The 20,912-nt window shown below is 62.8% G+C and carries 20 protein-coding genes and 1 tRNA gene; 7 read left to right on the forward strand and 14 right to left on the reverse strand.

Annotated features, from left to right (window positions below; all coding sequences use genetic code 11):
* Window positions 1–16 precede the first annotated feature (16 nt).
* Both glgA and glgX read left to right on the forward strand, forming a co-directional pair.
* On the forward strand, window positions 17–1,459 hold the full coding sequence (gene glgA, locus YP76_RS21965; RefSeq protein ID WP_046765809.1) for a glycogen synthase GlgA: 1,443 nt from the start codon (window positions 17–19) through the stop codon (window positions 1,457–1,459).
* Window positions 1,456–3,336 (forward strand): glycogen debranching protein GlgX, encoded by a 1,881-nt coding sequence (gene glgX, locus YP76_RS21970; protein ID WP_046765732.1) that lies wholly within the window; start codon window positions 1,456–1,458, stop codon window positions 3,334–3,336. Before glgA ends, glgX begins: the two co-directional genes overlap by 4 nt.
* Before the next feature lie 21 nt (window positions 3,337–3,357).
* Here glgX and YP76_RS21975 read toward each other — a convergent pair whose 3' ends face one another.
* Window positions 3,358–3,687 carry a UrcA family protein gene (locus YP76_RS21975; protein WP_046765733.1) on the reverse strand — a complete coding sequence of 110 codons (330 nt, stop codon included), beginning with the start codon at window positions 3,685–3,687 and terminating at the stop codon, window positions 3,358–3,360.
* 559 nt (window positions 3,688–4,246) lie between these two features.
* Here YP76_RS21975 and YP76_RS21980 point away from each other — a divergent pair.
* The 3 genes from YP76_RS21980 to YP76_RS29115 all read left to right on the forward strand — a co-directional run bounded on the left by YP76_RS21980 (window position 4,247) and on the right by YP76_RS29115 (window position 8,101).
* A complete protein-coding gene (locus YP76_RS21980; RefSeq protein ID WP_046765734.1) occupies window positions 4,247–6,613 on the forward strand; it encodes a TonB-dependent receptor in 2,367 nt (788 codons plus the stop codon).
* Window positions 6,613–7,836 carry a dipeptidase gene (locus tag YP76_RS21985; RefSeq protein ID WP_046765735.1) on the forward strand — a complete coding sequence of 408 codons (1,224 nt, stop codon included), beginning with the start codon at window positions 6,613–6,615 and terminating at the stop codon, window positions 7,834–7,836. Before YP76_RS21980 ends, YP76_RS21985 begins: the two co-directional genes overlap by 1 nt.
* A 139-nt stretch (window positions 7,837–7,975) precedes the next feature.
* On the forward strand, window positions 7,976–8,101 hold the full coding sequence (locus tag YP76_RS29115; RefSeq protein ID WP_269748661.1) for a hypothetical protein: 126 nt from the start codon (window positions 7,976–7,978) through the stop codon (window positions 8,099–8,101).
* Here the strand turns inward: YP76_RS29115 and YP76_RS21990 are convergent.
* From YP76_RS21990 to YP76_RS22050, 13 genes are all read right to left on the reverse strand, one after another.
* Window positions 8,091–8,378 (reverse strand): DUF5818 domain-containing protein, encoded by a 288-nt coding sequence (locus YP76_RS21990; RefSeq protein ID WP_197707424.1) that lies wholly within the window; start codon window positions 8,376–8,378, stop codon window positions 8,091–8,093. The two genes, YP76_RS29115 and YP76_RS21990, sit on opposite strands and share 11 nt — an antisense overlap.
* Before the next feature lie 429 nt (window positions 8,379–8,807).
* Window positions 8,808–8,883, reverse strand: a tRNA-Lys gene (locus YP76_RS21995).
* 250 nt (window positions 8,884–9,133) lie between these two features.
* Window positions 9,134–10,342 (reverse strand): 3-oxoadipyl-CoA thiolase, encoded by a 1,209-nt coding sequence (gene pcaF, locus YP76_RS22000; protein WP_046765736.1) that lies wholly within the window; start codon window positions 10,340–10,342, stop codon window positions 9,134–9,136.
* A gap of 4 nt (window positions 10,343–10,346) precedes the next feature.
* The gene (locus YP76_RS22005) at window positions 10,347–10,982 is read right to left on the reverse strand and encodes a 3-oxoacid CoA-transferase subunit B (RefSeq protein ID WP_046765737.1); all 636 of its coding nucleotides are present in this window, start codon (window positions 10,980–10,982) and stop codon (window positions 10,347–10,349) included.
* A complete protein-coding gene (locus tag YP76_RS22010; RefSeq protein WP_046765738.1) occupies window positions 10,979–11,653 on the reverse strand; it encodes a 3-oxoacid CoA-transferase subunit A in 675 nt (224 codons plus the stop codon). Before YP76_RS22010 ends, YP76_RS22005 begins: the two co-directional genes overlap by 4 nt.
* A gap of 135 nt (window positions 11,654–11,788) precedes the next feature.
* On the reverse strand, window positions 11,789–12,559 hold the full coding sequence (gene pcaD, locus YP76_RS22015; RefSeq protein ID WP_046765739.1) for a 3-oxoadipate enol-lactonase: 771 nt from the start codon (window positions 12,557–12,559) through the stop codon (window positions 11,789–11,791).
* Window positions 12,560–12,561: 2 nt separating this feature from the next.
* The gene (locus tag YP76_RS22020) at window positions 12,562–12,879 is read right to left on the reverse strand and encodes a 2Fe-2S iron-sulfur cluster-binding protein (RefSeq protein WP_046765740.1); all 318 of its coding nucleotides are present in this window, start codon (window positions 12,877–12,879) and stop codon (window positions 12,562–12,564) included.
* A gap of 23 nt (window positions 12,880–12,902) precedes the next feature.
* Window positions 12,903–13,688, reverse strand: coding sequence for a benzoate diol dehydrogenase BenD (gene benD / locus YP76_RS22025; RefSeq protein WP_046765811.1), 786 nt, complete (start codon window positions 13,686–13,688; stop codon window positions 12,903–12,905).
* 10 nt (window positions 13,689–13,698) lie between these two features.
* On the reverse strand, window positions 13,699–14,214 hold the full coding sequence (benB, locus tag YP76_RS22030) for a benzoate 1,2-dioxygenase small subunit (protein ID WP_046765741.1): 516 nt from the start codon (window positions 14,212–14,214) through the stop codon (window positions 13,699–13,701).
* The gene (locus YP76_RS22035) at window positions 14,211–15,560 is read right to left on the reverse strand and encodes a Rieske 2Fe-2S domain-containing protein (RefSeq protein WP_046765742.1); all 1,350 of its coding nucleotides are present in this window, start codon (window positions 15,558–15,560) and stop codon (window positions 14,211–14,213) included. The genes benB and YP76_RS22035 overlap by 4 nt, the downstream gene beginning before the upstream one ends.
* Window positions 15,561–15,585: 25 nt before the next feature.
* Window positions 15,586–16,503: a dioxygenase family protein gene (locus YP76_RS22040; RefSeq protein WP_046765743.1), complete on the reverse strand. Its 918-nt coding sequence runs from the start codon at window positions 16,501–16,503 to the stop codon at window positions 15,586–15,588.
* A 28-nt stretch (window positions 16,504–16,531) separates the two neighbouring features.
* Window positions 16,532–16,822 carry a muconolactone Delta-isomerase gene (catC, locus tag YP76_RS22045; protein WP_046765744.1) on the reverse strand — a complete coding sequence of 97 codons (291 nt, stop codon included), beginning with the start codon at window positions 16,820–16,822 and terminating at the stop codon, window positions 16,532–16,534.
* Between the two features lies 1 nt (window position 16,823).
* Window positions 16,824–17,984: a muconate/chloromuconate family cycloisomerase gene (locus YP76_RS22050; RefSeq protein ID WP_046765812.1), complete on the reverse strand. Its 1,161-nt coding sequence runs from the start codon at window positions 17,982–17,984 to the stop codon at window positions 16,824–16,826.
* Window positions 17,985–18,092: 108 nt separating this feature from the next.
* Here YP76_RS22050 and YP76_RS22055 point away from each other — a divergent pair, with 108 nt between their 5' ends.
* Window positions 18,093–19,007 (forward strand): LysR family transcriptional regulator, encoded by a 915-nt coding sequence (locus tag YP76_RS22055; RefSeq protein ID WP_046765745.1) that lies wholly within the window; start codon window positions 18,093–18,095, stop codon window positions 19,005–19,007.
* Window positions 19,008–19,698: 691 nt separating this feature from the next.
* The gene (locus tag YP76_RS22060; RefSeq protein ID WP_046765746.1) at window positions 19,699–20,448 is read left to right on the forward strand and encodes an SDR family NAD(P)-dependent oxidoreductase; all 750 of its coding nucleotides are present in this window, start codon (window positions 19,699–19,701) and stop codon (window positions 20,446–20,448) included.
* The last annotated feature ends 464 nt before the right edge of the window (window positions 20,449–20,912 follow it).

The following is a 20,912-nucleotide window of genomic DNA, read 5'->3' on the forward strand; positions in this document are numbered from 1 at the left end:
GGGCAAGACGGCTTCGATGCAACTGCTTTCGGTCGCGTCCGAAATCTATCCGCTGATCAAGACCGGCGGGCTGGCCGATGTGGCGGGCGCATTGCCCGGCGCGCTGGCGGGTCATGATGTCGCCGTGCGGACGCTGGTGCCGGGCTATCCTTCGGTGCTTGCGCGGCTGGGCAAGGCGAAGGCGGTGCGGCGCTATGACGCGCTGTTCGGCGTGCCGGCCACGGTCCTGGCCGGGAAGGCAGGGGAGCTTGACCTGCTGGTGCTGGACGCGCCCGATTTCTTCGCGCGCGAGGGCGGACCCTATGGCGACGCGGGCGGCCGGGACTGGACCGACAATTGGAAGCGCTTTGCCGCTTTGTCCCGCGTGGGTGCCGACATCGCCGCCGAGGGGATAAAGGGCTGGCGGCCGGATCTGGTCCATGCCCATGACTGGCAGGGGGCGATGACCGCCGCCTATATGCGCTTTGGTCCCGCTCATGCCGTGCCCAGGGTGGTGACGATCCACAACCTGGCTTTTCAGGGCCGGTTCGGCGCGGATATCTTTCCGCATCTGGGCCTGCCGCCCGAAGCCTGGGGCGTGGATGGCGTCGAATATTATGGCGGCACCGGCTTTCTGAAGGCAGGCCTGGTGTCCGCCGACGCGATCACCACGGTCAGCCCGACCTATGCCGACGAAATCCGCTCGCCCGTCCATGGCATGGGGCTGGACGGGCTGATCAACGGCCGCGCCGACCGGCTGCACGGCATATTGAACGGTGTCGACACGGCGATCTGGGACCCGGCGACCGATCCGCTGCTGGCGCGGCGATACAGCGTGAGGGCGCTGGGCGGACGCACCGCGAACCGCCGGGCGCTGGAGGCGCATTTCGGCCTGGATCGCGACGATGCGCCGCTCTTCATCATCGTCAGCCGCCTGACCTGGCAGAAGGGCATGGATATGGTGATGGGCGCCATCGACCACCTCGTCGGGCTGGGCGGCAAGCTGGCGGTGCTGGGATCGGGCGATCATCCGCTGGAGGGCGCATTCCTGGCGGCAGCGGACCGGCATCGCGGGCGGGTGGGCGCGCAGATCGGCTATGACGAGCCACTGTCCCATCTGATGCAGGCGGGCGGCGACGCGATCCTGATCCCGTCGCGCTTCGAGCCTTGCGGGCTGACGCAGCTTTACGGGTTGCGCTATGGCTGCGTGCCGGTGGTGGCGCGGGTCGGTGGCCTGGCCGATACGGTGATCGACGCCAACGAGGCAGCGGTCGGTGCGGGCGTGGCGACCGGCCTGGTCTTTGCGCCGTCCGATCCGCTGGCGCTGCATGGCGCGATTGCACGGACCATCCGGCTGCACGCCTCAAGGCCCGATTGGCAGGCGATGCAGCGGTCGGGCATGCGCGCCGACTTTTCCTGGACCCACAGTGCGGCGCGCTATGCCGAACTGTTCCGGGCGCTCGTGCAAGAGGCGGTATGAGCCGGCACGCGCTGGGCCCCGAAATCCACGCGCAGGGAACCCGTTTCCACGTCCATTCGCCCGATGCGGACCGGCTTTGGCTATGCCTGTTCGATGCGGAAGATCGCGAGACCCGCCTGCCGATGGCGCGGGACGGCAAGCATGCCTGGTCCCTGGACGTGCCGGGTGCGGGCGAGGGCACGCGTTACGGCATTCGGGTGGACGGAGCCTATGATCCCGGCGCGGGGCTGTGGTTCGATCCCGACAAATTGCTGCTCGATCCCTATGCGGCGGCGATCGACCGGGCATTCGTTTACGATCCCGCTCTCGCCGCGCCGCGAGGAGAGGGCGCCGATACCGCCCCGCTGATGCCCAAGGGCGTGGTGACGGCGCCGCTTCCGCCTGTCGCCGCCGCGCCGCCATTATTTCGTCCCGGCGGGCTGATCTACGAAGTGCAGGTCCGCGGCTTCACCATGCTGCATCCCGACATTCCCGAAACGCAGCGCGGGACGATCGCGGCGCTGGGTCATCCCGCGGTGATCGACCATCTGCGCCGCCTGCATGTGTCGGCCGTCGAACTGATGCCGGTGAACGCCTGGATCGATGAGCGGCATCTGGGGCCGCTCGGCCTGCGCAACGCCTGGGGCTATAATCCGGTCGGCTGGTTCGCGCTCGATCCCCGGCTGGCGCCCGGCGGCATGGCGGAACTGCGCGGTGCGGTGGCGGCACTGCATGAGGCGGGGATCGGTGTGATCCTCGACATGGTCTATAATCATGACGGGGAAAGCGATGCGTGGGGCCCGACATTGTCGCTGCGCGGCCTCGATGCCCGGAGCTATTTCCGGCATGAGCCCGATGGCCGCCTGATCAACGATATGGGAACGGGGAACAGCATCGACTGCAACCATCCGCTCACCCAAAGGCTCATCCTGGACTCGCTCCGTCATTTCGTGAGCGCGGCGGGGGTGGACGGTTTTCGCTTCGATCTCGCCCCAGCGCTGGGACGCTTGCCGACGGGCTTCGATCCAGAGGCGCCGCTGCTGCAAGCGATGCGCGCGGACCCGCTGCTTTCCGACCGGATACTGATCGCGGAGCCATGGGATATCGGCCCCGGCGGTTATCAACTCGGCCGTTTCGATGAGGGCTGGCTGGAATGGAATGATCGCTATCGCGACGATCTGCGGCGTTTCTGGCGCGGCGACCGCTGCACGCTGGGCTCGCTGGCGACGCGCCTTGCGGGGTCTTCGGACATATTCGGCGAAGGCTCCAGGACCCGCACCGTCAATTTCCTGGCCGCCCATGACGGTTTCACGCTGGCCGATGTGACGGCCTATGCGCACCGCCACAATGAAGCCAATGGCGAGCAGAACCGCGACGGCCATGGCGAGAATTTCAGTTGGAACAACGGCGTCGAGGGGGCGAGCGCCAATCCGGCGATCCAGGCCGCGCGGCGCCGGGACATCAAGGCCTTGCTGGGCACCCTGTTCTGCTCGCGCGGCACGATCATGCTGACGGCTGGGGACGAGTTCGGCCGCTCGCAGCAGGGGAACAACAATGCCTATGCGCAGGACAATGCGATCGGCTGGGTCGATTGGACCGGACGCGACCGGGAGATGGAAGCCTATGCCTTCGCGCTGGCGGCCCTGCGGGCGTCGCAACCGGACCTTCAGGATGTGGGCTGGCTGACCCCGGGGGACGTCGAATGGCTCGATGAACAAGGGCAACCCCTGACCGTCGCGCAATGGGAAGATCCGGACCGTCGCTGCCTGGCCATGCGGTTCCGCCGATCGGGCCTTGCCATTTTCGTCAACGGTGACGATCGGCCCCGATCCTTCGGTGGGGTCAGCGTCCCGGCCCGGACGGTCCTACCCATCCCGGCGGATCAGGCGACGGCTTAGCCGTTATTCGCGTGAAAGGGATCAGTTACGCAATGCCGCGGCGTTCATGGCATCGGTTCGCGCCTTGCTCAAACAACGCTTGAAATCGGCGGGCTGCCGCAAGCCGTTCATGCCTTCATAGCCACAGGCCTGCCGGGCCGCGATCATGATCCTTCGATCAAGCGCCGCGCGTCCATCCGCACTGGAAAGTGGAAGGTCCGCCGTTTCCACGGCCACGGATCGCGTCACCGTTCCGCTGGCGGCATCATATGCCACCATGATGCCGGTATCGGCATGAGCCAATGAGGGCAGGGTAGTGCTTGCCAAGGCGACGAGAAGCACGGCCCTGGCGGGGCGAGGAAAATCGGGCATGGCATCCTCCTGTATCGGGTTCGGCCTTTGGCCGATCCTCCGGTGCCGGCGGGGCCGCCGGCGCTACTGTGAAGTGGAGATTCCATCTCCTTTTTTCAACGCGTGCCGCCTTCCGGGATGACCGCAGGCGCCGGGAGAGGAATGCGCCAGAATGCACAGGGAACCAGATTGCCGGTTAAGCCGTTCATCTTCCAGCAAGAATTGGAGAGGGGCGATGAATGACTCCATCAAGCCGCCAGCCATGATGGGCATTGCCTTCGGGCTGCTGCTGTCGATCGACCTGTGGTGCTGCGCGGCACTTGTGGTGAAGGCGCTGCTTTGATCGCCGCGCCCGACATCCTGATCGATCAAGAATAAATCGTTACGGATTGAGAATCATGCATTGGCCAATGGCGGATTTTCGCGGTCATTTCGTTTCACAAGAAAACTGAGGAACCGGCTGGGCGTGGGGATGCGCCTGGCCTGATTGTCTTGTGGAGAGATGCGGTGCCGCGTGCTGTGCACATGGTTCCTGCCTGAAGGGCCCATGACCCCGAAAGGGGCAAATAGGGGACCGTTTATGCAGAATTTCTCATCCGTTCGTCGTGCCGCCTTGCTGCTTTCCTGCTGCATCGGCGCTGTATCGTCCCATGCCTGGGCCCAGGAGCCGGATACGGAAGACGCCGGCACGATCACCGTCACCGGGCGCCGCATCTCTCAATCGGCAGAGGCAATCGGCGAGGACAAGGTCAGCAACGTCGTCGCGATCACGCGCGAAGCGCTGCTGTCGGCGCCGTCGGGCATTTCGGGCCTGAAGATGCTGGAGCAGTTGCCCGGCTTCAACGTGCAGACCGACGGCGCGCTCGGCCTCTATGAATTCGGCAACAGCGTCCAGACCCGCGCCTTCAACCTGGACCAGATCGGTTTCGTGGTCGATGGCATCCCGACCGGGCGCAGCGACGCCTTCGGCGGCAGCCCGGTGTTCCGCTATGTCGACAATGAAAATCTGGGCGTGGTGGAGGCCGCGGTCGGCGCGGGCGATGTCGGCTTGCCCAGCTATTCGACGCTGGGGCCGGTGGTGCAGTATAACAGCATCGCGCCGCAGGACGAGATGGGCCTGTTCGTGTCGCAGAGCTTCGGCGATTTCGGCATGAAGCGCACCTTCATCCGTGCCAGCACCGGACGGGTCGGCCCGTTCAAGGCCTATGTCAGCCGCACCAAGCTGAACAGCGACCTGTGGCGCGGCCCGGGATCGGTCGATCGCGAACATTGGGAAGGGCAGATCCACGCCGATCTGGGCGGCGATAGCTGGGCGCGGTTCAAATTCGTGTCGAACGATTTCTTCGACTATGACTCGCCGACCATTTCCCGCGGCCAATATAATTGCACGGTGAAAAGCGTGGCCGGCGCCTGCGGTCGCGATTTCGCCTATATAGAAAATGTGCCGAACACGACGCCCGGCTTCGCGCCGACGACCGCAGGCGTCTATTATTCCAACGCCAATTATGCGCAGGTCTACAACCTCGCCATCAACGTGCGGAAGGACAAGCTCTACGGCGCCACCTTCCATGCGGGCATCGCGGACGGCGTGTGGGCTGAATCGACGCTATATTGGGAGGACAAGGGCGGTTACGGCGTGTCGCCCGACACCTATTCCAACTCCCTGACCCGCTACAATGCCGAGGTCGCGGTCGGCCTGCCGGTCACGCGGCCCAAGGGGATCGAGTTCGGCCGGTCCGGCGTGGGCGGCGACCGCTACGGCATCACCACCAAGCTGCACTGGGAAATGGGCGCCAACACGGTCGAGGCGGGCGTCTGGGCGGAAGTCGACAAATATCACCGCACCCAGGCCCGCTACAACACGGTCGACGGTGCGCCCGACAGCGCGCCCAATCTCAATGAACTCGTCTATCTGCGCCGCGACTATCGTTCGAAGCGCGACACGATGCAGATCTTCCTGAAGGACACGCTGAAGCTGGCGGACGAGCGGCTGGTGCTGGACTTCGGTTTCAAGGGGTTGATGCTCGACTATCGCTATAATGGCTATCGCGACTTTGACGATTATTACCGGATGGTCGGCGGCGTGGCGCGTCCGGGCTATGGCCAGAGCATCAATACCGCCCATTACAAGGACATGTTCCTGCCGATGGCGGGCCTGCTCTACAAGATCGACGAGCGCACGCAGGTCTTCGCCTCCTATGCCGAGAATATGGCGCTGCCCAAGGGGATGGACGACATCTACTCCGTCATCCGTCCCGGCGGCCTGCGCGTGCCGCAGCCGGATGCGGAACGCTCGCAGAATATGGAAATCGGCATCCGCACCAATCAGGGGCAGCTCTACGCCTCGCTCGCGGGCTTCTACACCAAGTTCAAGAACCGCATCCAGTCGATCACGACGATCCTGCCCGGCAGCGGCGGCGCGGCGACCGAGACCTTCTATCAGAATGTCGGGCGGGTGCGCTCCTATGGTGCGGAATTCAGCGGCACCTACAAGCCGTCCTTCCTGAACGGGCTGGCCTATGGCAACCTCAACGTCACCTACAACAATGCCAAGTTCCAGGACGACATTCCGGCCGCCACGCCGATCCTGATCGCGGACAAATATATTCCCGACAGCGCCAAATGGATCGTCAGCGGCGGCGTGACGATCGAACCGGCAAGCTGGCTGGTCGCCAACATATCGGGCAAATATACCGGCAAGCGCTGGTCGACCTTCACCAATCAGGCGGGGTCGAGCGTACCGGGCTTCACCGTGTTCAACGCCTATGTCGACATCGGCGACGGCTGGAGCTTCGGCCCGGTCAAGAGCGTCAAGGCGCGCTTCAATATCGACAATCTTTTCGACAAGGACAGATTGTCCTACATCTCCTCCTCGGTGACGGGCGACGGCTTCTTCCGGCCGCTTTCGCCGCGCACGTTCCAGTTCACTATTTCGGGCGAGATTTGATGCGATTGACACTGATGATGGGGGCAGCGTGGGTCGCGCTGCTCCCCGCCGCGGCACAGGCGCAGGAGGTGCCGAAGAAGGTCTATCAGCTTCACCAGAGATTGTTGACGCTCGACAGCCATCTCGACACGCCCGCCTCGCTCGACCTGCCCGGTTGGTCGATCGAGGAGGAACATGGCGTCCACACCGACTATACCCAGGTCGACCTGCCACGCATGAAGAAGGGCGGCCTCGACGGCGGTTTCTTTGCGATCTACACGCCGCAGGGGCCGCTGACGGAGGAGGGCTTCCGCAAATCGCGCGACTTCGCGCTGCTGCGCGGCGTCTCGATCCGGGAGATGGTGGCGGCGGACCCGGCCAATTTCACGCTGGCGCTGGAGGCGAAGGATGCCGCGCCGATTGCGGCGTCGGGCAAGCGGGTCGTCTATATGTCGATCGAGAACGCCTATCCGCTGGGCGAGGACGTGTCGCTGCTCAAGACCTTCTACGACATGGGCGTGCGGGTGTCGGGCTTTGCCCATTTCGCGCACAACCAGTTCGCCGACAGCTCCACCGATCCGTCGAAGAAGCCGCGCTATGGCGGCCTCAGCCCGCTGGGCAAGGAATTGCTGAAGGAGATGAACCGGCTCGGCATCGTGCCGGACGCGTCGCACAGCAGCGATCAGGTGCTGGACGATCTGCTGGCGCTTTCCACTTCGCCGGTCCTGCTGACCCATTCGGGTTGCAAGGCGGTCTACGACCATCCCCGCAACATCGACGACGATCATCTGAAGGCGCTGGCGGCCAAGGGTGGGGTGATCCAGATAAACGCCTTTGGCGCCTATCTGCGTGCGTCGAAGCCCAATCCGCAACGGCAGCAAGCGTTGCAGGCGCTGTTCGGCCAGTTGCGCGAGGACGCCAAATTGTCTCCGGAAAAACGCGCCGAACTGCTGGCGAAGCGGCAGGAGATCGACCGGCTCTATCCCGAGACGGACCGGGCGACCTTCGACGATTTCATGGCCCATATGCTCCATGCCCTGAAGGTGGTGGGCCCCGACCATGTGGGCATCGGCGCCGATTGGGACGGCGGCGGCGGCGTCGTCGGCCTGGAGGATGTGCTCGACCTGCCCAAGATCACGGCTGCCTTGCTGAAGGCAGGGTATAGCGAGGCGGATGTACAGAAGATCTGGTCGGGCAATGTCCTGCGGATACTGGCTGCCGCGGAAGCCGCAAAGGGGAAATAGGAGGCCGTGTACAGCGCGTCGCCTGCCCCCATGTGCGAGGTATGCGGGCGGGCGTGGCGCTGATCGTTTCGTTCATCCAACGATATATTGTCATGATGAAAGCCGCTGCTAGATTTCCCGCAAAATAAGGGAGAGGGTCGTGGCTAAATTGGTCAGGCGCGCATTGCGTGCGCTCAATCGTCGGCGCTATATCCGTCAGCGCCTCGAGCAAATCCGGCAGGAAAGCTGCGTTTCCGACAGCGGGGCGTTCACCGTCAAGACCTGAGGCGTTCCATATGGGGCGTGTAAAACGCCCGCAAGCGTTCGAGGATTCGCGACGGTCGCGGTTTGTCTGCCCGCCAAATGCGATCAACGTCCAACAGGTTGAAATCTGATCGGATGCCTTCCGCGGTAACTTCATGGCCGATCAGGTGCCCGGTTCGGCGGAAAAGGGGCATATCAAGGAACCAATAGCCGCCGCCCTCCACGGTCAGGACATGAAGACGGTTGCGCTCGTCCCAGTTTAAAATGCCGGTGACGATATGGCGGGTACCCCTCGGCATTCCACATCTCCCTACAAAGCCGGTGCGGTGCGCCCCCGCATGGCTTCACATCTGATCCCTTGGCGATCGGGGAGTTAGTAAACCGATAGCTCGGTCCCTACGACCTTTAGGCTGGAGAGCCCTGGACATGCGTCGCAGGCTCCCCGACCATAGGGTCAGGGATGTGTGGGCTGCAACGGACAGTCCAACCGGCTATTCGGGGTTACTAAGCCCCAGAACCGTGCGTGGCGGCTCCGAGGTCTCTATCGGCCAAGGAGAGGGCGGAGGCAACACATTCCGTCCGAGCGAGCGCAAAGGCGCAGAAATCCAACAAAAAAGGGAGCGTGCGCCGAAACGGCAAAACCGACATGCGATCATTGCCGCACCGTCCGAATTACCGTCTTTTTCGGACGGTAGCGAAAGACGACTTCGGTAAGTGGCTGAGATATATGGTGAGCCCTGCTGGATTCGAACCAGCGACCTACTGATTAAAAGTCAGTTGCTCTACCGACTGAGCTATGGACCCTGCTGCCGATCACATTCCCTATTTCCGGGCGGCTAAGCGGCTTTTGAAAGCCACGCAGGGGGACTAGCCGTTGTAGCGTTTCATTTCAAGGGCACAAATTGGGCACATTCTTGCCTCTGGATCGCGCGGCTCGATGCCCGCGTGTACAAGCCTCGACATGACGATCTGCGAGGTTTCCGGGAGCGTCGAAAGCTCGCAATGAAGCTGAGAGCCGGCTGCGCCGGACGAGCTCGATTTTCTAGTAAGGCGATCACGTCCTTTCGATTGCCAGCGCCAGCCCCATGCCGACCCCGATGCAGAGCGTGGCGAGCCCGCGCCTGCCGCCGATCTTTTCCAGCTGATGCATCAGCGTCATGGCGAGGCGTGCGCCCGACATGCCCAGGGGATGGCCTAGAGCGATGGCGCCGCCATTGGGGTTCACATGGGGCGCATCGTCGGCCAGCCCAAGGCCGCGCATCACCGCAATCCCCTGCGACGCAAACGCCTCATTGAGTTCGATGGCGTCGAAATCGTTGATGGAAAGGTTCAGGCGGGCCAGCAGCTTCTGCGTGGCGGGCAGGGGGCCGATGCCCATCACCCGCGGCTCTACGCCGACGGATGCCATGCCGAGGATGCGCACGCGGGGCGTCAGTCCATGGGCCTTTGCCGCCGCCTCGCTCGCCACGATTATCGCCGCTGCGCCGTCGTTAATGCCCGACGCATTGCCCGCCGTGACCGTGCCATTGGGGCCGAAGAGGGGTTTCAGTTTCTGCAGCGCCTCGACGGTGGTGTCGGCGCGGGGATGCTCGTCCGCGGCGAACTCCACTGTCTCGCCCCTCTTCTTGCCGGGGATGGCGACAGGCACGATCTCCTCCGCGAAGAAACCGCTGGCCTGCGCGGCGGCGGCGCGTTGCTGGCTGCGCAGGGCAAAGGCGTCCTGATCCTCGCGGCTGATGCCATGATCCTGCGCCACATTCTCGCCCGTGCGCGGCATCGTCTCCGTGCCGTAGAGCGCGTCGAGTGCCGGGTTGACGAAACGCCAGCCCATGGTGGTGTCTTCCAGCTTCTGGTTCCGACCGAAGGGACTGTCGGATTTGCCCATGACGAAGGGCGCGCGGGTCATGCTCTCCACGCCGCCCGCGATGGCCAGCGCCATCTCATCCGACCGTATCGCCCGCGCCGCCGCACCCACCGCCTCAAGTCCCGAGGCGCAGAGGCGGTTCAGCGTCACGCCCGGAACGCTGTGGGGAAGTCCCGCCAGCAGCAGGCTCATCCGCGCGACGTTGCGGTTGTCCTCCCCTGACTGGTTCGCGCAGCCGTAGAAGACCTCTTCGATGGCCGCCGGGTCGAGGCCCGGGTTGCGCTCGATCAGCGCCTTCATGGGCAGCGCGCCGAGGTCGTCCGCGCGAACCCGCGACAGGCTGCCACCATAGCGGCCGATGGGCGTGCGGACGGCGTCGCAGATGAATGCTTCGGTCATGCTCTTATCCTTCGAGGGGCAGGCCGGTCAGTTTGCGGATGTCTTCGAGGGACAGGCCGTCAACCAGTTCGATCACCCGCGCACCCTCCGCGCCGACGCTGAACACGCCGAGGTCGGAGTAGACGCGGCTGACGCAGGCAAGGCCGGTCAGCGGATAGGTACAGGCCTCGACCAACTTGGACTCGCCCGATTTGGTGAGGAGGTCCATCATGACGAAGGTCTGCCTGGCGCCGATGGCGAGGTCCATCGCGCCGCCCACGGCCGGGATCGCACCCGACTCGCCCGTGTGCCAGTTGGCGAGATCGCCATGGACTGACACCTGAAACGCGCCCAGCACGCAGATATCGAGATGGCCGCCGCGCATCATCGCGAAGCTGTCCGCATGGTGGAAGAAGGCGCCGCCGGAGAGCAGGGTGACGGCCTGCTTGCCCGCGTTGATCAGCTCCCAGTCCTCCTCGCCCGCAGCCGGGGCGGGCCCCATGCCGAGCAGGCCGTTCTCGCTCTGGAGGAAGATGTCGCGTTCCTGCGGGAGGTAATTGGCGACCTTCGTCGGCAGGCCGATGCCCAGGTTCACATAGGCGCCCTCGGGAATGTCGCGGGCGACGCGCTCGGCCATCTGGTCACGATTGAGGCGGTTCATGCGCTTTCCCTCCCGATTTCCACGACCCGCTGGACGAAGATGCCCGGCGTCACGATCACTTCGGGGTCGAGCGCCCCCAGCGGCACGATATCGCTCACCTGCGCGATGGTCGTCCTGGCCGCCATGGCCATGATCGGGCCGAAGTTGCGCGCGGTCTTGCGGTAGATCAGGTTGCCCCAGCGGTCGCCCTGCTGCGCCTTGATCAGCGCGAAATCGGCGTGGATGGGATATTCCAGAACATAGTTCCTGCCGCCGATCTCGCGCGTTTCCTTCCCCTCGGCCAGCAGCGTGCCATAGCCGGTGGGGGTGAAGATCGCGCCGAGGCCCGCGCCCGCCGCCTGAATGCGCGCAGCCAGATTGCCCTGCGGCACCAGCTCCAGCTCGATGCTCCCGGCGCGATAGGCCGCGTCGAAATGATGGCTGTCGGACTGGCGGGGGAAGGAGCAGATGATCTTCTTCACGCGCCCCTCACGGATCAGCGCGGCGACGCCTTGCTCCCCATTTCCCGCATTATTGTTGATGATGGTGAGGTCGCCCACGCCGCGCGCGATGAGCGCATCGATCAGCTGGTCGGGCATGCCTGCGGTCCCGAAGCCCCCGATCATGACGGACGCGCCGTCGTGGATGTCGGCGACGGCTGCCCCAGCCGAATCGAAACTCTTGTCGATCATGGTCCTTCATTTCCCAATTTGAGCGGTGAGATACGGCTAGACAGGGAGGGGCGCTCGTAGGGATGTTGCGGCTCCCTCCCACCATCACGACATCCGCCTTCTGGATCGAACTCCAACATCCTTCGCTCCGGTGTGTCATCGTTCAACGAAGGACAACAATGCTGCAGCCAGCGCATCCGGCGCTTCGAGCGGTGCCAGATGGGCCGCTTCGAGGGCATGATGGGCCGCCCCGGGAATGCGCGCGACCAGATGCTCGCCATGACCTCCATAGGGGGTCGAGCTGTCGCGCGTTCCCGTCACGACAAGCGTAGGGCAGGCAATGCCCGCAATGCGCGTCGCCAGATCCATGTCGCGGATCGCCGCGCCGCATGCCGCATAGCCCTCGGCGTCCATCGCCAGCAGTTGCCGCCGCACCGTCTCGAACAGCGCCGGTTCGGCGGCGTCGGACAGGAAGCGTCCCATGGCGAGGTCCGCAATAGCGGCCATTCCCTCACCCCGGACCTTTGTGATCCGGTCGTTCCAAGATGCGCTGTCCATCGTCGCGGATGTGCAGATGAGCGCCAGCCGCTCGACCCGGGCGCTCGCGCGCAGGGCTATTTCCATCCCGATCATTCCGCCTAGCGAGACGCCCGCGACGGAGAAGCGCTCGATCCCGGCATCGTCCGCCACGGAAAGAACATCCGCCGCCAGACGCTCAAGCGAGACATCGCCCGCTTCCGTTTTGGAGCCACCATGACCGCGCGTGTCGATCCGCAGCAGCGCGAAATGGTCCCGCAAATACGGCATAACGCCATCCCACAGATCCATGTCGGTGCCGATGGAATTGAGCAGGACCAGCACAGGCCCCTCATCGCGCCCGTCCCGCCTCCAGTAGAGGCGCGCTCCCGGTACGTCGGTGAAAGCCATGGTCAATCCTCCGGAGCGATAACGATGCGCAGGCCGTCGAGCGCAGAGCTCATTACGATCTGGCAGGACAGGCGCGAATGCGCGCTGCGATGGTCCGAGGAATCGAGGAGATCGTTCTCATCCTCCCCCGGCGCGCCGGTCGCCGCAAGCCATGCCTCGTCCACGAAGACATGGCAGGTCGCGCAGGAACAGCATCCCCCGCACATGGCGAGAAGCTCGTCGAAGCCATTGTCGCGAATGGCCTCCATGACGGAGGCGCCTTCGCGGGCATCGACGGGGGTTTCGTCACCGGCGCGGTTGACGACGATCAGTTGTGGCACTGCGAATAGTCCTGTCTGTTACGTCAGCCGATATCGCCGCCGGCAACCGGCAGGATCGACCCCGTGATATAGCTGGCCTCATCGGACGCCAGAAACAGGATCGGCGCGATCTGCTCCTCCAGCGTGCCATAGCGTTTGACGAAGGTGGAGGAGGTCACCTGCTCCACCGCCTCGGCCATCCACGCCTGTTCCTGCGCAGTGTCGCCCGCGGCATTGCGAGGAACGCGGCGGGGCGGGGCGCTGGTGCCGCCCGGCGCGGTCGCGACGACGCGGATGCCCGCCTCGCCATATTCCATCGCCAGCGCCTGCGTCAGGCCGTTGATCCCGCCCTTCGCCGCCGAATAGGGGACCCGGCGGATGCCGCGCGTGGCGTTGGACGAGACATTGACGATGGTCCCGGCGCCCTGCTCCAGCATCGCCGGCAGCACCGCATGGCAGCAATAGAGCGTCGGCATCAGCGAGCGACGGATTTCCGCATCAATCTGCGCCGGTTCGAACTGGGCATAGGGCCGCATCCGGATCGCGCCGCCCACATTGTTTACCAATATGTCGATGCGGCCGAAGGCGGCGAGGGCGGCGGCAACCGCCTCCGCCGCGCCTTCATGGGTTTCAAGGTCGCACTGCACCGAGACGGCCTTGCCTCCGCCCGCGACGATCTCCGCCTCTACCTCGGACACGAAGTCCGCCCGGTCAATCAGGACCAGGCTCGCGCCCTCCGCCGCCGCGCGGGTGGCGACACCGGCGCCGATGCCCTGCGCTGCACCGGTGACGATCATCACCTTGCCCGCGAACCTCTGCGAAAAGATCAAGCCGCGCTCCTCAGACATGATAGACGTCGATGACCTGATGGATATAGTCATCCTTCAGGACGATCTTCTTCTTCAGGATGACAGGCGCCTCCCCCAACACGTCCAGCGTCAGGAAATTGGCGCCAAAAAACTGCGCCGTCTGCTGATAGCGGTGGCTCAGCGTGTGCCAGTTATAGCGCAGGTCGATCTGGTCGGCGCGGCGCTCCAGTATCTCGACATTCGCGATGAAGTGCGCCGTGCGCGCCTCGGGCGTGCTGGCCGAAGAACGTTCCGTCTTCAGGCGATAGACCCGATCCTCCAAACCCCGGCGATTGCCATAATAGATCAGCGAAATCTCGGTCTGGGGATTGGTGGTCAGTGCGTCATCGTCCGTCCATGCGGGCATCCAATATTCCGCATTCTCGGCATAGCATGACAGCCAAGCGTCGAAGTCGCGGTCGTCCAGCAGCCGCGCCTCCCGATAGAGGAAGGCGCAGATGTCGGCATGGGAGAGCGCCGCGCGCTCCGTTTCGAGAAGCGCGCTCATTCGGCGGCCTCCGCCAGCGGCTGCGCGTCCTTGGCAAGGCCATCCAGCAGGATCTGTGCCCAGAATTCATGCTGGCGCACGAACAGCCCTTCATCCTCGCTCCGCTCGCTTGACAGCAGCGGGTTCATGCCCATGGTCCGGGCATTGCTGTCCGGCCCTTCGATCCAGCGGGTGGCGCCACGGCTGAGATCGTTCCACAGTTCGCCCGCGCCTTCATAGGCCGACTGGCAGCTGCGGAATTCCTCCAGGTCGTCGGGCGTGCCCATGCCTGTGACGTTGAAGAAATCCTCATATTGCCGGATGCGATGCGCGCGGTCTTCCGCGGTCTCGCCCCTGGGCGCGTAGCAATAGATGGTGACTTCCGTGGTGTGCACGTCGATGGGGCGCACCATGCGGATCTGCGTCGAGAACTGATCCATCAGGAACACATTGGGATAGAGCGCCAGATTGCGCGTCTGCTCTAGGATCACCTTTGCCTTGGTCACGCCCAGGCGCTCCTCCAGCTGGTCCTTCAGGTTCCAGACCGGACGGACCTCCGGGTTCAGCACCTGCGTCCAGAGCAATATATGGCCATGTTCGAAGCCATAGACGCCGCTTGCCGGAGCCCGCGACCAGCCATTGGCGTCAACCGCCTTCGTTCCGCCCTCTGCGCGACGGCCCATGGTGGACTGGTAATTTTCGTGAACGGAGCTGACGTGATAACCATCGCAGCCGTTCTCCATCTGCATCTTCCAGTTGCCGTCGAACGTATAGGTGGAGCTGCCGGTCAGCACTTCCAGCCCTTCCGGCGCCTGATCGACCATCTGGTCGATAATGACCTTCGTCTCGCCCAGATGGTCCTCCAGCGAGAGAACGTCATGGTTCAGCGAGCCGAAGATGAAGCCGCGATAGCTTTCCACTCGCACGCGGGTCAGATCGTGCGAGCCATCATTGTCGAAGCTGTCGGGATAGGCACCGGTGCTTTCGTCCTTGGCCTTGAGCAGCTTGCCGTCCGTCTTGAAGCTCCAACCATGGAAGGGGCAAACATAGAGCGGCTGGTTGCCACGCTTGCGGCGGCAAAGCTTCGCGCCACGATGGGCGCAGGCGTTTACCACGCAGTTGAGGCTGCCGTCCTTCGCGCGGTTCAGGATTACCGGTGTGCGGCCGATCCATGCCGTCAGATAGTCGTTCTTCTTCTCGATCTGGCTTTCATGGGCGAGATAGACCCAATTGCTCTCGAAGATATATTTCATCTCCAGCTCGAACAGCTCGGAATCGGTGAAGACATCGCGGCGGCACCGGAAGATGCCACTTTCAGGATCGTCGACCACGGCGGTCGCGACACGCTGCATCAGATATTCATGCATGATAGTCTCTCCCAATGGCCCGCGATCAGGCAGTCTCGCTCTCAGGTTGCGCGGCGACTTCGGCGCGCTTGCGGGCAGAGAAGCCCTCGCCAGCGGCATCGGCTGCACGCTGCAGCTGGAAGTCAAAACCGATGTAAGCGCTCTCGCCCTGACGGTTGGGGACGGGGAGCAGGCCATCGCGCGTGCCGAAAGCGAAATCGTCTGCCGCGAACGGATCGTCGCCGAAGTTGATCTGCGTCGTCAATGTGCGATAGCCAGGCGCCTCGACGAAGAAGTGGACATGCGCCGGGCGATTGCCATGGCGGCCCAGCGCCTTCATCAGACGATCCGTCGCACCCTCGGGCGGCACCGAATAACCATGCGGCATCTTGGAGTGGAAGGCGTAGCGGCCATCGTTGCCCAGCTTGATGCGGCGGCGGTTGTTAAACGGTGTCTGCTCGCGCGTCGGGTCGAAGTGCGAGTACCAGCCCTGGCTGTTGGCGTGCCAGACATGGACGATGGCATTCTGCACTACTTCGCCATCGGGGCCGGTCAGAATGCCGGACATGTACAGCGTGTCGGTGTCGTCCTCGTCATCGGACAGGTTCACATCGCCCTCGACCAGCGGCGCGCCTTCGACATAGAGCGGCCCCTCGATGGTACGCGGAGTCCCGCCTGACAGGCCTGCCTCAGCGTCCTTGGCATCCATGTAGAGGTCGAGGAAATGCTCCAGACCCGTGCCAGGAACGATCAGGCCGAATTCGGGTGCGCCCTGCTGGAAGAAGTTGATCGCGCGCCAGAACTCGCTCTCGTCGATGTCATATTTGACGATGACGGTCATGATCGCCTCGATCAGGTCGCGGGCGATGCCCTTGAGCCGGACGTCGCCATCGCTGGAGGTCACGCCGGCGGCGCGGTCGAGCAGATCCTGAACAGGTGCGGACTTGATGAAATCGAGGTTCATTAGCCTCTCCTCTGGTTTATATTGGCTTTTAGCTGTCGTCGTCGCGGATGGACGAGGGGTGACGGCACAGCGGCGTCACGCGCACGTCCATGTAGGGATAGAGCGGCAGGGCCATCAGCAGGTCGTGAAGCTCTGCGTTGCTCTCCACGTCGAAGATGCTGATGTTGCGGTACTGGCCCACGATGCGCCAGATGTGGCGCCATTTGCCGGAGCGCTGGAGCTCGTGCGAATAGGCCTTTTCGGCGGCCTTGCGCTCCTCGAACACGGCCATGTCGGTATCCGGAGTGACGATCACATCCATTTCGACCTGAAAGAGCATATCAATTGCCTCCTGCGTTGACGGCGTGCAGCAGCGGGGCAGTGCGGTCCCGACGGAAATGCGCGACCTTGTCCTCGTCGAGCGTAACGCCAAGGCCCGGACCAACCGGAACCTGAAGCTCAAAATCGCCGTAACGCAGCGGCTCGGCGAGGATCTCTTCCGTAAGCAGCAACGGACCAAAGAGTTCGGTGCCCCAGGCCAGCGTCGGGAAGGTAGAGAAGAGGTGGGCCGATGCTGCGGTGCCGACCCCGGCCTCCAGCATGGTGCCGCCGTAGATGCCGATACCGGCAGCGGCGCCAATGCTCCCCACCTCACCAGCGGCGACCAGGCCGCCCGACTGGGCGATCTTGATCGCGAACACGCGTGCGGCAGCTGCGGAGGCGACGCGATGGGCGGTGCGGGGACCGTGGAGCGCCTCGTCTGCCATGAGGGGGATGGTGTGCCTTGCGGACAGGCGGGCCATAGCCGTAATGTCATCGCCTGCTATCGGTTGTTCGACGAGGGCGACACCGACATCGTGCAGCATGCCCATGCCGAGATCGGCCTGCGCCTCGTCCCAGTTCTGATTGACGTCGACGCGGACGCTGCCCCGCGATCCAACGGCCTTGCAGATGGCACCGACATGGGCGACGTCATCGGCAACCGCCCGCTTGCCGATCTTGAGCTTGAAGATGCGATGGCGCTTTTGTTCCAAGACCCGCTCGGCTTCCGCGATGTCCTGCCCGGTGTCGCCGCTGGCCAGAGTCCATGCGACTGGCATGGAGGAGCGCACGCGGCCACCGCCCAGCAGTTCGGAGACCGGGCAGCCGAGACGGCGCCCCATCATGTCGAACAGGGCGGTCTCCACTGCGCATTTGGCGATGTGGTTGCCCCTGACGTATCTCGCGACCGTGCTCATGGCGCGCGCGACGTTGCCGACGCCGACCGACTCGAGAACGGGACGGATATAGACGTCGATCGCGGACTTGATGCTTTCCGGGCTTTCGTCACCATAGGAGAGGCCGCCGATGGTTGTGCCCTCGCCAATCCCTTCGAAACCGTCCGAGTCGCGGATACGAACGATGACGACGGACTGCTGATGCATCGTGGCCATGGCCAGCACATGTGGCCGGATAGTAGGCACATCGACGATAAAGGTATCGAGGCTATGGAGCAGCGCCATCCCGTCAAACATCCTCTCAAAGTCTCTTGACTGAGGAGGAATTAATAGGACAGCTACCATTCGATCAAAGACCGTTTTGGTTCCTGATAAATACCTTGAGAGTATGTTATGGATTTGAGGCAGCTCCGATATTTCGTGACGGTCGCTGAGGTGCGCAACTTCAACCGAGCTGCAGAGGTCTTGGCGATGGCGCAGCCACCTCTCAGCCGGTCCATCCACCAGCTAGAAGCGGAGATGGGTTCGGTGCTGCTCGACCGCACGTCGCGCCCACTCAAGCTGACGCCCATGGGCCGGCTGTTCTACGATCAGGCGCTGCAGGTGCTTGGCCGTGTGGAAGATATGCGGACGATGATGAAATCCGCCGCCGGCTCCGAGCGTAGGCGTTTCACTATCGGCTTCGTGGCTTCGACCATCTATGCGCGGCTACCTGCGCTGATCCGCGAGTTTCGGAACACTTGCCCGGACGTCGAACTCGTCCTTGTCGAGAGCGGGACGCTCGATCAGATCGCTGCGTTGAAGGACGGTCGTATCGATGTCGGCTTCGGACGCATCCGGATGGAGGATCCAGCGCTTCGCAGAATCGTCCTTCGTGATGAAAGGCTTATCGTAGCGCTGCCGCTGTCTCATCACCTCGCTCAACAGGAAGGGCCAGTTTCGCTGAGCGAGGTCGGAAGAGAGCCGCAGATCGTCTATCCGAGGGCGCCACGACCAAGTTATGCCGATCAGGTCATTTCGCTGCTCCGGGACCGGTCGATAGAGCCGCGCATTGTTCACGAGGCCCGCGAGCTTCAGACCGCTATCGGCCTCGTCGCCGCAGAAGAAGGCGTGGCGATCGTGCCAGAGTCGGTGCGTCGTTCGCGCACCGAGGACGTGCGCTATCGTGAACTTATCGAGAACGCGACGTCGCCCATCATCATGAGTCAGCGCAAAGGCGACGTCACACCAGAGCTCGCAATCATGGGTCAGGTGATCGCTAAACAGTATAAGGAGTGGGGTTACGAAGTTCCTGACGCACTGCGGTGACAAAATGAAGCAGCATAAATGTTGCCCTTGGCACCCTGTGACCCGCGAGAGCTGGCTCGAATAACAGCCTCTGATTAGGTATTTATCGTCATTGAAGATCCGCTTGCTAAGCCTATCCCATCGTAGAGAATGATGTCTGGAGGGGAGGTATGTCTGGGAGAAGGCGCTACCGCAGTGCAATCAAGTCCACCGGTTTCCGAGCTCATTTATTTCAGTGGGCGACGGCTTGGCTCGCTCGAGGGGCGTGCGCGCCCGGTTTGTGGCCAAAAGGGGTGGTTCCGTTACCAGGTCCGGAGTGCCCGTGGCTGGGGCTGGCGGTACACCGTAGCTGCCAAGAAGTGCTCGAAAGGCCAAGGGGACATTCCGGTCTCGACAACAGCAGCCTCAGTTTTGAGATGATCGTCACCGCGTACACCTCGCTCACAAGGGCGCTGCAAAGCATAGCGGCTCGCCTGTGGTGGCTACACTTAAAAGCATCACCACCGTTCGCGTATTTTCAGTTGCCTATCTTAAGAACGGGGTCGTTCAAAGCTGACGGAAACCTAAATTCTAGACAGGCACGGCCGAAACAATTCTAAAAATAATTTCCAAGAGTAGCGCGGGCGATTGCAGAAATGCGTACAGCTACAAATTGCCATAGGCCTTGCTAGCCATCCGTAATGTCGAAATATTAAGATTGGGAGTAGTCTAAATGTCAAAACTACATGGCAAAGTTGCTGTTGTGACTGGCGGTGCCTCCGGCATAGGCCATGCGATTGTTGATGAGTTCGTGCGTGAAGGTGCTGCGGTTGCGATCGTGGACTTTGACGCAGACAGAGGATCGGCCGCTGCAGAATCGATAAGCAAGAGTGGCGGAAACGCAACTTTCTTCTCGGCGGATCTTTCCCGCGAGCACGAGGTGGAATCCGTCATTAAGCAGGTCATTGAACGGCTTGGTGGCGTGCATATTGCTGTGAGCAGTGCTGGCGTGGCAAAGCTTGAGCCGACCGATACGTTATCACTGTCTGGCTGGCACAAGACGATGCAAGTTAACCTGGATGGAACATTCTTGGTAGCGCGCGAGTGCATCAAATGGATGACCCTCAACGGAGGTGGCTCCATCGTCAACATCGCTTCGATCCATGGCCATGTGGGGTTTCCCAACCACGCCGCCTACACTGCGTCGAAAGGCGCTGTAGTAAATCTAACGAGGACGCTCGCTGTCGAATTCGGTAAATCTGGCGTTCGCGTAAATGCCGTCTGCCCTGGGGTTATATTGACACCGCTGGTTCAGAATGCTGCGACCCCAGAGTTGCTTGCTGAGCTCACCAATATGCATCCCATTGGGCGCCTCGGCCGTGTGGAAGAAGTCGCCAAGGCTGTTCTTTTTCTTGCGTCTGAAGATTCGAGCTTCGTGACTGGCTCAAGTCTTTTTGTGGATGGCGGCTACACAGCCCAGTAGTTCCGGTCGTCGAATAAGGCACTGGAATCGGCTCATGCAAAGCGCTTGCCGACCTCCATCTGCCGATCTCCGAAGTGTTGTTTTTGAGGTTCATTTTTGAAACCTGCCGGTCGGCCGTCGCTGTCCCTTGAAGGACTCGCCGACCGACCGGAGGTTTTCCTTTCATCGGGGGCTGCGCGGTATCGACCCCATCCGACGGGAGTGGGAGCAAATTCGAGATCGCCGGATGTTCGATTGTTATGCCGATCGCGAAGCCTGAGCATGGTGCGGCGCTGCCATTCATCCTGAAATGTTGAGCTTTTTACTGATGCAATGCCGGCGAAAAGGTCGTCGCGCTCGGCGAGGGGGTCGGTCTCTCGATCGCTGGTGACATGCCGGGACTGCCGATCACCTCGGTCGAAGCTAGATCAGGCGTTCAGCTATTTAGCGTCGTAAGATCAAAACTAGAGTTCTATCCTCTGAAT

The organism is Sphingobium chungbukense, from assembly GCF_001005725.1.
Classification (GTDB): domain Bacteria; phylum Pseudomonadota; class Alphaproteobacteria; order Sphingomonadales; family Sphingomonadaceae; genus Sphingobium; species Sphingobium chungbukense.